General features: G+C 54.6%; 11 protein-coding genes. 6 read left to right on the plus strand and 5 right to left on the minus strand.

Translation table 11 applies throughout. The features are described from left to right. Position 1: 1 nt before the first annotated feature. Positions 2–1051 (minus strand): 3-deoxy-7-phosphoheptulonate synthase, encoded by a 1050-nt coding sequence (aroF, locus tag ACZ48S_RS07395; protein ID WP_464212188.1) that lies wholly within the window; start codon positions 1049–1051, stop codon positions 2–4. Between the two features lie 331 nt (positions 1052–1382). On the opposite strand from aroF, the gene secA reads away from it, so the two are divergent. The 5 genes from secA (at position 1383) to ACZ48S_RS07420 (ending at position 8862) form a co-directional block, all read left to right on the plus strand. Beyond that, positions 1383–4604: a preprotein translocase subunit SecA gene (secA, locus tag ACZ48S_RS07400; RefSeq protein ID WP_464212190.1), complete on the plus strand. Its 3222-nt coding sequence runs from the start codon at positions 1383–1385 to the stop codon at positions 4602–4604. A gap of 4 nt (positions 4605–4608) precedes the next feature. Then, a complete protein-coding gene (locus tag ACZ48S_RS07405) occupies positions 4609–5322 on the plus strand; it encodes a hypothetical protein (RefSeq protein ID WP_464212192.1) in 714 nt (237 codons plus the stop codon). A 410-nt stretch (positions 5323–5732) separates the two neighbouring features. Then, positions 5733–7244 (plus strand): reductive dehalogenase, encoded by a 1512-nt coding sequence (locus ACZ48S_RS07410; RefSeq protein ID WP_464212195.1) that lies wholly within the window; start codon positions 5733–5735, stop codon positions 7242–7244. Between the two features lie 254 nt (positions 7245–7498). Beyond that, positions 7499–8044: a sigma-70 family RNA polymerase sigma factor gene (locus tag ACZ48S_RS07415; RefSeq protein WP_464212197.1), complete on the plus strand. Its 546-nt coding sequence runs from the start codon at positions 7499–7501 to the stop codon at positions 8042–8044. Then, entirely contained in the window at positions 8041–8862 is an 822-nt protein-coding gene (locus ACZ48S_RS07420; RefSeq protein WP_464212199.1) for a DUF5667 domain-containing protein, read from the plus strand. The genes ACZ48S_RS07415 and ACZ48S_RS07420 overlap by 4 nt, the downstream gene beginning before the upstream one ends. 62 nt (positions 8863–8924) lie before the next feature. Here the strand turns inward: ACZ48S_RS07420 and ACZ48S_RS07425 are convergent, their stop codons facing one another. The 4 genes from ACZ48S_RS07425 to ACZ48S_RS07440 all read right to left on the minus strand — a co-directional run bounded on the left by ACZ48S_RS07425 (position 8925) and on the right by ACZ48S_RS07440 (position 11993). Beyond that, positions 8925–10556, minus strand: coding sequence for a GH3 family acyl-acid amido synthetase (locus ACZ48S_RS07425; protein ID WP_464212201.1), 1632 nt, complete (start codon positions 10554–10556; stop codon positions 8925–8927). Next, the gene (locus ACZ48S_RS07430) at positions 10553–11143 is read right to left on the minus strand and encodes a methyltransferase family protein (protein WP_464212203.1); all 591 of its coding nucleotides are present in this window, start codon (positions 11141–11143) and stop codon (positions 10553–10555) included. The genes ACZ48S_RS07425 and ACZ48S_RS07430 overlap by 4 nt, the downstream gene beginning before the upstream one ends. 143 nt (positions 11144–11286) lie before the next feature. Further along, a complete protein-coding gene (locus ACZ48S_RS07435) occupies positions 11287–11700 on the minus strand; it encodes a hypothetical protein (RefSeq protein ID WP_464212205.1) in 414 nt (137 codons plus the stop codon). Continuing rightward, positions 11697–11993, minus strand: a complete 297-nt coding sequence (locus tag ACZ48S_RS07440) for a winged helix-turn-helix domain-containing protein (RefSeq protein WP_464212207.1) — start codon at positions 11991–11993, stop codon at positions 11697–11699. Before ACZ48S_RS07440 ends, ACZ48S_RS07435 begins: the two co-directional genes overlap by 4 nt. A 132-nt stretch (positions 11994–12125) precedes the next feature. Here ACZ48S_RS07440 and ACZ48S_RS07445 point away from each other — a divergent pair, with 132 nt between their 5' ends. Then, positions 12126–13223 carry a type IV pilus twitching motility protein PilT gene (locus ACZ48S_RS07445; RefSeq protein ID WP_464212209.1) on the plus strand — a complete coding sequence of 366 codons (1098 nt, stop codon included), beginning with the start codon at positions 12126–12128 and terminating at the stop codon, positions 13221–13223. Positions 13224–13228 lie beyond the last annotated feature (5 nt).

Genomic DNA, 13228 nt, shown 5'->3' on the forward strand with positions numbered 1-13228 from the left:
TCTATTTTACGGCAATCGGCCGCATCTGTCTTGCCAGGTCGATTATTTCCTTTAGTTCCTTTGGTGTGATCATTTGAGAAGCGTCGCACATGGCCTCCTCAGCGCAGTAGTGAACCTCGATCATCAGGCCGGAGGCCCCGGCGGCAATAGCCGCCAGGCTCATCGGCTTAATCAGGTCGCGCCGGCCGGTGGCGTGACTGGGATCAACAATTATGGGCAGAAAAGTCTCTTTCTGCACTACAGGCACCGCCGCCAGGTCCAAAAGGTATCGGGTATAGTTCTTGCCCTTGCCCACCGGCACGATGCCGCGCTCACACATGATGATGTCCTTATTGCCCTCAGCGGCGATATATTCGGCGAAGCTGAGGAATTCCTCGATGGACGCCCCGAAATGACGCTTGAAGATTATGGGCAGTTGCTTGCGCGCCGCCGCCTGCAGTAAATCCTGGTCATACATATTGCGGGACCCAATCTGGATTATATCAACATACTTGCTGACCATTTCCACCTGGGCTTCGCCGCGAACTTCGGTGACCACCGGCATACCGAATTTCTCCCCGGCTTCCTTCAGCCATTGCAGGGCTTCAATAGCGCCTTCGGTTCCGGAAGAACCCAGCCCCTGGAAGGAATGGACGCTGGAACGCGGCTTGAAAACACCGCCGCGCAGAACCTGGGCTCCGGCATCCCTGCATTCCTCAGCTATGCGGAACAGCATTTCCCGGTTCTCTATGGCGCAGGGCCCGGCGATAAACACCGGGTCATCGCCGCCCAGCTCAACACCTTTTATGTTAACCACCTGGGTACGGTCCTCACCGTAGGCACTGGTGTATTCACGGTTGATGAGCTTGTAGGGCGCCTCAATCATCCGGGCTTCCTTAACGCCCGGCAGCGCCGCCAGGTGGGCGAAATCCACTTTCCTTTCATCTCCCACCAGCCCGATAACCGTAAAATGCTGCCCGCGGGAAACATCGGTGCGCAAACCCGCTCCGGCCACCTCACTTACTACTCTTTCCACCTGCTCCGGAGTCGCGTCTTTTTTCATGATAATCATCTTTGCCTCTTCTCCTTTATTCCCTGATAACTAAAAAAACCTCCCGGCTGGGAGGTTTCATTGCTGTGGTTGCTTCTTTATTTTTCAGGTGCTCTTATGCAAAAACGCCTTACCTCCCCGTCGTGCCCTGCGGGCACCAGGTAAAAAAGTAATAGGCGTAAAAGCGCTGAACAACCATTGGCCGAAGAATAGCACGACGCTGCCGGAGTGTCAAATCAACAAAACCCGGAGCCGCAGCTCTTTTCCTAAATATGTTAAAATAATCTTTAATCGCTTTTCAGCGTTATATTGATTATTCCGCCCGCAAAGGGTTCTGAAGAGGTTTTAATAGATGTTCAAAAAACTGTTCGGCAACATGATGGATTCCAACGAAAAAGAGGTCCAGCGCCTGCAGCCCCTGGCTGACCAGGTTAACGAGTTGGAAGCGGATTTTATCCGGCTTTCCGATGAGGAACTCAGGGCTAAAACCGCCGAGTTCAAAACGGCTGTCCAGGCCAAATACGCCGGCGTGTCCGAAGAAATTGACGGACTGAGAAGCCAGCTGGCGGTAACCATAGGCGCCGGTGACCGCAACAAGATTAAGAACAAGATAATCAGGCTGCAGAACTCGTGCTTTGAAGAGGTAATGCCCCCGGCCTTCGCCGCGGTGCGGGAAGCCGCCCGGCGCACTCTGGGCCTGCGCCATTATGATGTCCAGATTATCGGCGGCGCTGTGCTGCATGAAGGCAAAATCGCCGAGATGAAGACAGGTGAAGGCAAAACACTGGTAGCCACCCTGGCGCTGTATCTCAACGCGCTGCTGGGCAAAGGCTCCCACCTGGTTACCCAGAATGACTACCTGGCCCGCCGGGACGCCTACTGGATGGGACCGGTTTATCACGCCCTGGATATCAGCGTGGCTTCCATCTACCCGATGCAGACGCCGGATGAACACCAGCCGTCCCGCCTGTATGACCCGACCTACAATTCCGGACGGGACAACGACCCCTGGCAGCACTACCGACCGGTATCCCGCCAGGAAGCCTATGCCGCCGACATTACTTACGGCACCTCGGCTGAGTTCGGGTTCGATTACCTGCGCGACAACATGGTCATGGACCTCAAGCAGGTGGTACAGCGGCCGGACGGACCGTATTACGCCATCGTCGATGAAGTTGATAACCTCTTGATCGATGAAGCCCGCACCCCGCTGATTATAAGCGCCCCGGATACCGAGGCCGGCAAGCTGTACCCCATCTTCGCCAAGATGGCCTCGCGTTTTCAATCAGGTGAAGATTATGAGCCCAAGGCCAAGGAACGCCAGGCGGAACTAACCGAAGAAGGCTGGATTAAATTTGAAAACCTGGTAAAAAGGGAGGGGCTGCTCAAGGGGGACAGCGTCTATGACCCGCAGAACGCCCCACTTATCCGCCACCTGCGCAACGCCCTGTCAGCCAGGGAATTTTACCATCGTGACCGACAGTATGTGGTTGACCGTGACCCGGACGGCGGCACCGGTATCGTCATCGTCGACGAGTTCACCGGACGCAAAATGGTGGGGCGGCGCTATTCAGAAGGCCTGCACCAGGCTATTGAAGCCAAGGAAGGCCTGAAAATCCGCCAGGAAACCAAGACCTATGCCTCCATCACCATCCAGAATTACTTCCGCATGTATGACAAGCTCTCCGGCATGACCGGCACCGCCCTGACCGAGGCGGAAGAGTTCTCACGCATCTACAATCTGGAAGTGGTGGTGGTGCCCACTCACCGGCCCGTCATTCGCCAGGACCAGACCGACCACATCTATAAAGACCTGTCATCCAAGTTCAAGGCGGTGGTCCGTGAAGTGGAGGAGAAACGGGAACAGGGACGGCCGGTGCTGCTGGGCACTGTTTCCATCGAGAACTCGGACCTTATTTCCGACATGCTCAAACGCAAGGGCATTCCCCACGAGGTCCTGAACGCCAAAAAACACGAAAAAGAAGCGGCCATCGTAGCCGAGGCCGGCAAACCCGGCGCGGTCACCGTGGCCACCAACATGGCCGGCCGCGGCGTGGATATTATCCTGGGCGGCAAACTGGCGGGCTATGAACCACTGGCCGATCTAAAGGAACACCTGTCGTCGGAGCTGGCTAAAACCCAGGTCGACCCGCACCGACTGACTGAACTGGAAACCGGCATCACCCGGGACGAGGCGGCCATAGCCCAGCTGCAGGGGCAAATAAATACCAAGCGGCTGGAGCTTATGCAGGAGATTAAGTCCGATCCGTCCGCCGCCGAAAACAGCCCCGCCCTGGCCGAGATTGCCGAACTGGAGCGACGCCTGTCCGAAACCGCCGAAAAATACCTGGCCGCCTATGCCGAGCAGACTGCCAAACTGGCCGCCGAACTGCCGGAAAGCCCCAGGAAACTGGAATGCAATATTGATACCGGCCGCTGCTGCCAGGTTATTGACAGGGAGCGCAAGCGTTTCAGCGCCTGGATGGAAAACTACATCACGGTAGTCAGAGCCGGCGGCTTGCACGTCATCGGTACCGAACGCCATGAAGCCCGCCGCATCGACAACCAGCTGCGCGGCCGCGCCGGACGGCAGGGAGACCCCGGCTCGTCCCGCTTCTTCGTATCCCTGGAAGATGACATCATGCGCCGTTTCGGCGGAGATATGGTCCGCGGCATGATGGATCGCTTCGGTTTCGATGAAAACACCCCCATCGAAAACAAGATGATTTCCAATTCCATCGAGAGTTCACAGAAGCGAGTAGAAGGCTATAACTTCGACATCCGCAAAAACCTGGTGGAATACGATGACGTGGTCAACAAGCACCGGGAAATAATTTACGGCGAACGTCGTAAGATCCTGTCCGGCGCTGACCTGAAAAGCAACATTTTGGATATGGTCAGCGAAACCATCGACAATATAATTGCCGGCCGACTGTCCGGACTGGATTACCAGGACTGGGATATTGACGGCATGCTGGCCGACCTCGGCGCCATCATGCCGCAGCCGGAAGGCTTTACCGCCGAGAATATTTCCCGTATGTCTTCGGAAGAAGTGGCGGAATTTCTCAAAAACGCGGCTGTTGAACTGTATGAAAAGAAGGAGCAGGAGTTTACCGCCCCGGTAATGCGCCAGGTGGAGCGCCACCTTATGCTGCGGGTAATGGACAGCCTGTGGATTGAGCACCTGACGTTTGTGGAGGAACTGCGGCTGAAAGCCGGCTGGCAGACACTGCGGCAGGTCAAGGCGGTGGACGCTTACAAGAATGAGGGTTTCGCCGCATTCCAGGAACTGCTTGAAGGCATCAAGCATGACGTGGTTCATGCCATCTTTAAAGTCCAGGTAATGAAGAAAACGCCCGGCTCCACCGCGCCGTCCAACATGCGGGCGCAGCAAGCCCCGCTGGCGGCTGAGGCTGTTGCTTCAGCTTCCGAGGCGTCTTCTCCCATGCGGGCGGTTGCCCAGCCTAAAAACACTACCCCGGCAGCCAGGGACGCCGAAGGCCATAAGGTAGGCCGCAACGACCTTTGCCCCTGCGGTTCCGGCAAAAAATACAAGAAATGCTGCGGGGCTTAATCTATTGCGACAGGAACCTGAAGACTCCGCCGAAATCACCCGGAGCGCCGCCGCCGCCATCAGCGGCCTGCGGGCTGATATTGAAGCCGGTCAGCACTGGTACCCGGCCCTGCTGAAAACGGTCAGCCGGTGGGCGGATAATGAAGAGTATGTCAATGGCCGTTTTTTCCGCTACCTGATAAGCGGCGAAGCCTTTGATTTGCTGCTGCTGGCCGAACGATTGTCAGAAGCCGTTTCCGACCTGGTACCGGAGAGTGAAATGGTAGAGCTGCTTTTCAAATCCAAACCGCCGGTCAGTGTTTCCACGGAGGAAATGCGCCGGCTGATGGGACAAGCCCGCTACCAGCAGCACCTCAACTTCTTTTACGGCATAACCGTAGAGGAAGCGCTGATCCTGGCGGTGCAGGACGAAGTCCGCAAAGAAGAACGTTCCCTGGTCATCAAAGGATTTGATACCATTGAGGAAAGCTTCCAGCGCGTATATGAGCAGCCGCGGGCGGAACTGCTCAAGATGTTCCGGCGAGACCGCGGCGAGCGGCCTAACCGCTCCCTGAAACTGTATGAAATGCGGGAATTCACCTACTGGCTGTTCAAGTACCGACTGCGCCATACCGATAAAGCCCGCGTCGCCTCGGATACCAAGAAAGCCCTGGCCCGGCTCAAGAAATCTCCAGGCAGGAGCGGCAGCCCCGGCCTGGAGAATTTACTGGGTGTGTGATAGTTAACATCTCAACCCCGTTAGCCGATAAAATTCATTATCATTTGCCTTGACAGCCCAAATTACCCCGATAGTGTGTGTAGATTATCCATCACTGCATTTCCAGCTCATTTATACTTCTGATTATCAATTCATTGATTTTTACAGTAAACAATGAAATTCGAAGTTAAATTTAGTCATTTTCATTTCATATGGGGACCTGTCTATAAACACTCCGTTGAAACCGGCTTGTCGTTATTTATATTAACTATTGGTAATTATACTATTATTTGACTTAGCTATTAACTAACATTAGAATCTTGATGAATATATACCGTTTTTACCGTATATCAATCTTTCGCTAAGCAAACACCAAAACTTCTAAACCAGTAGTGCAAGTGGAAATGGATGCCGAGCAAAAGGAGGTAAAAATGAGCAAATTTCATTCCACAGTAAGCAGGAGAGACTTCATGAAAGCTCTCGGCGTTTCAGGAGCCGGACTGGGAGCGGCAGCAGCTTTGGCCCCTACCTATCATGACCTTGATGAGATGATGGCCGACAGCGCCGTTAGAAATGACCCCTGGTGGGTTAAAAGAGTTGATGAACCCACGGTAGAGGTAGACTGGGACCAGAAAAGCCGCTGGAGCGAAGTAAACACCCTGCGGGGTTCCCGATTTTACATGAACTCCTATATTTCAGCCGCAGAGCAGGCTGCACGCAGAGAAGAACAATCCCGACAGCACCAGCAATGGCTGGAGCAGAATATCCCCGGTTGGTCTTTGCGTGACATTGCCTTTTCTGGCAGTGCCGGTGAAGGAAGTGTAAGAAACAGCTTTATGGGCCCAATGGAAGCGCCGACTCCGGAGGAACTGGGGGTCCCGAAGTACGCCGGCACCCCCGAGGAAAACTCTCTTGTAGTCCAGTCAGCGTTAAGGTTTTTTGGTTGTATGAGCGTGGGTTTCCTGGAACTTGACCCGAATACCACCGAAAAATTCATCTACTCTTACGAACCGGGCGGGGTAGAAGAAATAACCTGGAAAGCTGACGGCCCATATGAAACAGAAACAGAACATGCCCACCCGCTTGATGCCCGCAATGTAATTGTAATGGCCAATCAGGAAAGTCATGAACTATGGCATCGTTCCAATACCGAATTACAGGCCCAGATTCGTTACGGCAGGGCTGCCAATATCCAAGTGAGAGTACAGGAATTCCTGCGAACGCTGGGCTATTGGGCTCTCTCCGAAGGAGGTAATGGTACGGGCAATGCGCCGGCACTGGGTATCATGGCCGGTATGGGGGAACTCGGCAGAATTCAAAGAATGATTACTCCGGAATACGGCCCGACTGTGGGTGTTTTTAGATACATCACTGATATGCCGCTTGCGCCGGGCAAACCCATCGATGCCGGTTTTTGGAAATTCTGCCACACCTGCAAAAAATGCGCTGAAGCATGCGGTGAGGGCGCTTTAAGTTTAGCCGATGAACCCACCTGGGACCCCGCTGAAAACGCCACTCCTTATACTCCTGTTGATGGTCACGACCCAACCGAAATTCCCGGTGCTCTGCCGGCACAACCCGGCGGCTGGCACCAGGGCGGGGCTAAGGTTTTCTATGAGGACTCCAGAAAATGCCGCGCGTGGAAAATGCATGCCAATACTTGTAATGCCGGCCGATGTCATGGTGTCTGCACATACACAAAATATCACTACGGTAAGATCCATGAAACAGTATTAGCCGTTTCATCAACTACACCGGTTTTCAATAACTTCTTCAAGGAAATGGATGATTTCATGGGATACGGTCTTGCCGGCAGGGCTCACGATGACTTTTCCGAGCCGACGGAGGAATCTTCCGCAGCTGTTGATAAGTTCTGGCATTACCAGATGCCCGTTTACGGCATTGACAGCCGGATAGGCCAATCACGCTTGCCCATTTACTAACTCAGCCTGTTACGGATGCTGAGCTAAGTATAAACAGCGTAACCGAAGATAATTATCCCTGTATCAAAGAAGGGAGTGATAATAATTCGCTCCCTTCTTTACTTTTTAGACGAATCAAACCAACAGAACGCACTCCTATCCCCAGCCCCTATCCCCGCCGCGGTTGTTTCGTTATAATATGTGCACCGGCTTAAACCAAACGGTGCCGGTAACACTCAGGCGTCAATAATCTACCGGCTAGGGGGTTTTCCCGGGTGCAGCAGAACGAGCAAGATATAGTAGCGCGGGCTCAGGCGCGGGACAAGGAGGCTTTCGGCCTGATATATGAAGCGTATTTCGACAAGATATACCGCTACGTCAGTATCAAGACCGGAAACCGCACGGAGGCTGAAGACTTGACCCAGCAGGTATTCGTCAAGGCGCTGCAATCCATCGGCAGTTATAAGGTACAGGGAGATATACCCTTCAGCGCCTGGCTGTATCGCATAGCCCACAACCAGGTGGTGGACTGCCTGCGGCAAAGGTCCCGCCGGCAGACGGTGGAACTGGATGAGACGATGCCCCTGCCGGCCGCCGACAACCCAGCCGCGGAAACCGAACTCAAGCTGGCGGGTAAAGACCTTATAGAAGCAACAAGAAAACTGACCAAGTCCCAGCAGGAAGTCATCGCGCTGCGCTTCGGCGCCGAACTGCCCATCGCCGAAGTCGCCCGGCTTACCGGCCGGAGTGAAGGCGCTGTCAAGGCCATGCAGCACTCAGCGGTGGCCGCGCTGCGCCGGATAATGGCGGAACAGAAATGAATAATTTGAATGAATATAAAATAGAAGAAATTTTTGACCAGTGTCTTGACGCTGTTCTCAGTGAAAAACTTTCCATCAGCCAATGCCTGGAAAAATACCCGGACCAGGCTGAGGAACTGGAAAGCCTGCTCAATACAGCGCTGGGCATCGCCCATTCACCGGAGATTGAACCTCCGGCCGGCGCCAGGATGCGTGTCCGTTACGCCCTGAATCAGAAAATGGCGGAGATGGACCGCCCGCGCGGCAGCTTTTTCCAGCGCCTGGGCCTGGCTAACGGCGTCATCACCCTGCTGCTGGTTTTCAGCCTGGGCGCCGGCGGACTCTCCTACGCCGCTTCCGGCAGCATGCCGGGACAAACTCTGTACCCGCTGAAAATCGGCCTGGAAAACACGCTGGTCAGCCTGACTTTTACCGATGAAGCCAAGATTACCCTCTATGCCGCTCTCAATGACCGGCGTATTGAAGAGATACAGTACCTGGCCGAAGCCGGTGATTCCCTGGGTATCGTGGAGATTACCGGGCGGCTCCAGGATAATTTTATGGCCGCTGCCGCCCTGAAGGGGAATCCGGAAGAAGACCATACCGGCATACTTTCCACTCCGCCGCCGGCAGGCACCGTCGGCACCACTGCCATACCGGGTGATGACAGGAATAACCTCGAAGCGCTGGACAGCAAACTGCTGGATTACCAGGAAAGTCAGCTCAACAGCCTATTTGAAATACCTCCCGACACTTCACCGGCAGTCAGGGAAGCCGTCAGCCAGGCGGCAGCGGTTATCCGCGCCGGTTATGACAGCCTGATTTACCAGTCAGATTAGTAATAAAAGCAAGGGGGGCGGCAATAAACCACCCCCCTTGCCGTTAAGCTGTAATTTTAAACTTAAACAGCCACCTTTTCCGGTTCCGAAACCCTGACCCGTCCTGCGGTTTCCGACAGGAAGTCGATGATGCCGTCTGAGGCATTCAGGTGCGGCGGAGAAAGATGTGCCAGCTCCGCTCCGGCCGCCTGCTGCTTCAGTTTATAGAGCTTGAATGCACCCTGTGGCAGCACAGCTACCGTCAGCGGCCGCAGCCCGGTAAACTCTTCCAGCTCAGCGTAAGGATGGTCCAGCTTCTTGAGTTCGGCATGGACCAGGGCAGCCGCCTGGTCGGCGGACATTCTCTCGCCTTTTTTGGGTTCAATGTATATCCGCAGTTCCGGCTTGCCGGCCCTGGTTTCCTTGCGGGCAGTCCAGTTCTGATAAGCGATGCCGGAGTTTTCCAGTGCCTGCCAGATAACTTTTTCCGAGAGGCGGGTGAAGCCGGCAATATCAATCTGGTCATCCACCCTGGCCAGGAATCGCATCTGGGGAATGTCGATATCCAGTTTTTCATTCCGCAGTGAAGTTATCTGCACCAGGTGCCCCAGTCGGTAGCGTACGAAAGCCCCGCCGTGGAAATTGGTAATTACTATTTCATAGTTGCCGGGCTTGAGTTCATCCATCAGGTAGGTCTGCGGCTGGTAATCCGGGTCCTGCCAGCACTTGACCGCCTCGGCTTCCGGGATAAATTCATAAAAGTTCATGTGCGGGATAAAGGTCATGCCTTCATGATCCCAGGTCTGCATGGCGATAATCGGCGCCTCGGTGCAGCCATGGAAATCCAGCGGATAGCAGCCCCACATTTCCTTGATCTTATCCCGGAAAATCTCACCGTCTATACCGTAGGTGATGACCCCCTTCAGCTTCCACAAGTCCCGCGGCAGCATGGGGCGGCCGGCCAGTTTGGCCTTCATCTTGCCCTTGAGCAGCCGCGCCAGGGTACGGGGCTGGCGGACCAGCTTTTTGATGTCCACCTTGCCGCCGGAATTCTTGAATTTCTCACCGATGGCCACGGTGACGCTGGACATGGAGAGGCAGTAATCCATGCCCTTGGCCAGCCCCATCTGGAAACCCTTGTTGATGCGCTCCTCAAAGGTTATGTTTTCCGCCTCATCCACCGGCGGCAGAAACTGGAACATCTCGTGGGGAAAGACCCTGGTCATGGTACCGGTAGCATAAGGCGGCGGCGCCATGCCGTACAAAATGCGGTCTCCTGGGCGGATGGCGATGTCACGGCGCTTCCTGGCCCCGGAAAAGAAAGCCAGGGCAAAAACCAAAGCCTCGGTCTCGTCCATCATCCGCGCTGTCATCGGCGCCCAGCGGTAGGAATACTCGGCGCTTTTACCGGAGGTGTACTGCCACATGATGGGCTTGCGCGGCAGGACTTCCCAGCGGCGTTTCAGCAGGAACGGCGCGTAATCCTCATAACTGGTCAGCGGCACCATTTTACGGAATTCATCTACTGTCGTGGGGTTTGCCCCGTTGAAAATCCCCCGGCCCAGCTGACAGTTCTTGAGCAGCTCCATCTGCTCCATCAGCAGACGCTTCTGAATACCCATGAAGTCTTCCAGGCTGAGGTCGATAAAACCACAGCAGCGGTCCCACAGTTCGTCATAATTACCTTTGGCTAAAGGCTCTGCTAACTGGCTCATTTTGTTTGTTCCTCCAATTTCTGGTTATGTTTTAAGCCCTTGAAGAAGGCGGATAGACTGTTTCGGGTCGGCCAAAGCATCGGTGTGCGCTTCCGGTAATCGGCATAACCGGCAAACATGCGGGGGAAAACATACCGGTCCTGGAAATAGACCAGTATCACTGAAAGCAATATCCAGGAGATGCCGGCCGCCAGCGCCGTAAGCGACGCGGAACCCAGGAATAACCCGGTCATGGCCAGGGAAAAGAAAAGCAACCACGGATGGCGCACCAGGCTATATAAACCACCGGTCACCAGCTGTCCGCTGCCGCCCGGTTGGACATAGGTTTTACTGAAAGGCAGGGTGATATACAGGGAATAAACCATCAGATACAGTGACACCGCCAGCAGCAACCAGCCCACGGAACGCAGCCAGGCCGGCAGACTCAGCGTCTCACCGGACCCAGCCGCCATGACCGCTGCGTAAGCCACCAGGCCAGTGCCGAAAAGCCAGAGGACCGGCTTGACCAGGGGCAGGCGTTTCAGGGACGCCAGGTCCAGCAAGTGAACCAGGCCGAAACCGACTGCTCCCAAAGCGATGTACAACATAATGAAGAAACTATGCCACTCGTCCGGAGCTATGGGAAGGTATATAGTACTAGAACAATGTTCTAGTCAAAGCTGGGTTACGAATAAAAAAATTCTCCCCCGTCCGGGGGAGAATGTCATCCCTTTTCTTTTTCAGCGGCCGGCTATTTCCACTTCAGCCTGACTTCCTGGCCTTCTTTTTCCGGAGTTTCCTTGTCCCTGCCGGTGAATTTGGAAGTCATCTCTTCAAGGTCGAGCGGACCTTCCTTGCCCAATTCCAGCCCGTAGCCGATGAAGAAATCAACGAAGCTTTTCATCAGCTTCTTGGTATCTTCCTGGAAACCGGCCATCTCTTCCTTCAGGGCGTACTTGTAGCTCTCTTTGTTGAGCATCTTGGCGAATTCCGCTCTTAACTGGTCAAGGTCTTCGCTGGTAACACCACCGCCCGGCTTGGTCTCTCCCTTGAGCTGGTTACTGATTAGAAAATCAATAAATTCAGCCTGGGAAAGGTCGCCGCGGTTTTCATCAATCTTCTTGACCAGTTCCGCCGGCACAATCAACATGCGCTTCTCGGTCATAAAACTCCCGTACCTGCTTTGTCTTCGCCGTCTTCCTTGAGATCCAGCGTATCCAGTATCTCATCAATATGCCGCAGCAAGTTAAGACCTTTCTTGGTCACCCGGTAGGTAACCGAAGGATTGCCCAGCTTGACCTTGTCCACCAGTTCCCGCTCAATCATGAAGTTAAGGTACTTCTGCAGCTGAAAGTAGCTCATGTTGACGGAATACATGATTTCCGTCTTGCCCGCTTCTCCCAGCCGGAGCATATCGGCGATGATTTCAATACTGGACCTTCGGCGGTCTAATCTCATGGTTAACCTTACTTTAGTCCTTCTTTTGCGGATTTCGACTAGTACTATTATACTACCCCCGTCAAGACCGTTTGTTTAAGTATTTACATCCGGCGTATATTTACCTACAATTAGGCACAGCAGGAGGCGGTTATGAAAGCTGAAGAACTGTTACGGGCCATGGTCAAATCCGGAGCGTCCGATATGCACCTGAAAGTGCCCAACCCACCGGTTTTCCGCGTTGACGGCGTACTGAAGCGACAGTCAAGCTACGGCCCGGTCAACGCCGCCGACATGGAGCGGTTCTTCCGGGAAATGACCACCCCACAGCAGCAGGAGCACTTCATCCAGGGCAAGGAACTGGACTTCGCCCTTTCCGTGCCGGATGTTTCCCGTTTCCGGGTTAATATCATGTACCAGCGGGGTACCATTTCCATCGCCGTCCGCCAGGTGCCCTTCCATATCATGACCATCGACATGCTCAACCTGCCGGGTATTTTCAAAAGCCTGATTATGAAGCCCCGCGGCCTGGTACTGGTTACCGGGCCCACCGGCTCCGGCAAATCCACTACCCTGGCCGCCATGCTGCAGCACCTGAATGAAAACCGTTATTCCAGCGTAATTACCATTGAAGACCCCATTGAATATGTCTTCCAGGACAACAAGTGCATCATCGCCCAAAGGGAACTGGGAGGCGATACCACCTCCTATCCCACCGCCCTGCGCCATGCCCTGCGCCATGACCCGGACGTTATTGTCGTCGGCGAAATCCGCGATGTCGATACCATCACCACCGCCATCGCCGCCGCCGAAACCGGCCACCTGGTACTGGGCACCCTTCATACCGTCAACGCTGTCCAGACAGTTGACCGCATCATAGACATGTATCCGCCGTCGCAGCAGCACCAGATACGGATGCAGCTTTCACAGGTACTGGAAGCGGTTATCTCGCAGACACTGATAATCCGGTCCAACGGCCGCGGACGGGTGGGCTGTTTTGAAATACTGCTGACCACTACCGCCGTCAGAAACCTCGTCCGTGAAGGCAAGACTTTTGAACTGCATTCCATCATGCAGCTGAACCGCCAGGCCGGTATGCAGACACTGGACCAGAACCTGGCTGAACTGGCGGCCAACGCGGTCATAACCCGGGAAGAAGCCATGATGAAAAGCGACAATCCGGATAAACTGGAGCGGCTCATCGAAGATACCCGGCGCCATACCAAGGGTCCGGACCCGTTCAAGCGCTGACCCCC

The organism is Dehalogenimonas sp. NIT-SK1, from assembly GCF_055384165.1.

Coding starts and splice junctions, on each gene's coding strand:
- aroF (WP_464212188.1), bottom strand. CDS start 1,051: ATGATTATCATGAAAAAAGACGCGACTCCGGAGCAGGTGGAAAGAGTA.
- secA (WP_464212190.1), top strand. CDS start 1,383: ATGTTCAAAAAACTGTTCGGCAACATGATGGATTCCAACGAAAAAGAG.
- ACZ48S_RS07410 (WP_464212195.1), top strand. CDS start 5,733: ATGAGCAAATTTCATTCCACAGTAAGCAGGAGAGACTTCATGAAAGCT.
- ACZ48S_RS07420 (WP_464212199.1), top strand. CDS start 8,041: ATGAATAATTTGAATGAATATAAAATAGAAGAAATTTTTGACCAGTGT.
- ACZ48S_RS07425 (WP_464212201.1), bottom strand. CDS start 10,556: ATGAGCCAGTTAGCAGAGCCTTTAGCCAAAGGTAATTATGACGAACTG.
- ACZ48S_RS07430 (WP_464212203.1), bottom strand. CDS start 11,143: ATGTTGTACATCGCTTTGGGAGCAGTCGGTTTCGGCCTGGTTCACTTG.
- ACZ48S_RS07435 (WP_464212205.1), bottom strand. CDS start 11,700: ATGACCGAGAAGCGCATGTTGATTGTGCCGGCGGAACTGGTCAAGAAG.
- ACZ48S_RS07440 (WP_464212207.1), bottom strand. CDS start 11,993: ATGAGATTAGACCGCCGAAGGTCCAGTATTGAAATCATCGCCGATATG.
- ACZ48S_RS07445 (WP_464212209.1), top strand. CDS start 12,126: ATGAAAGCTGAAGAACTGTTACGGGCCATGGTCAAATCCGGAGCGTCC.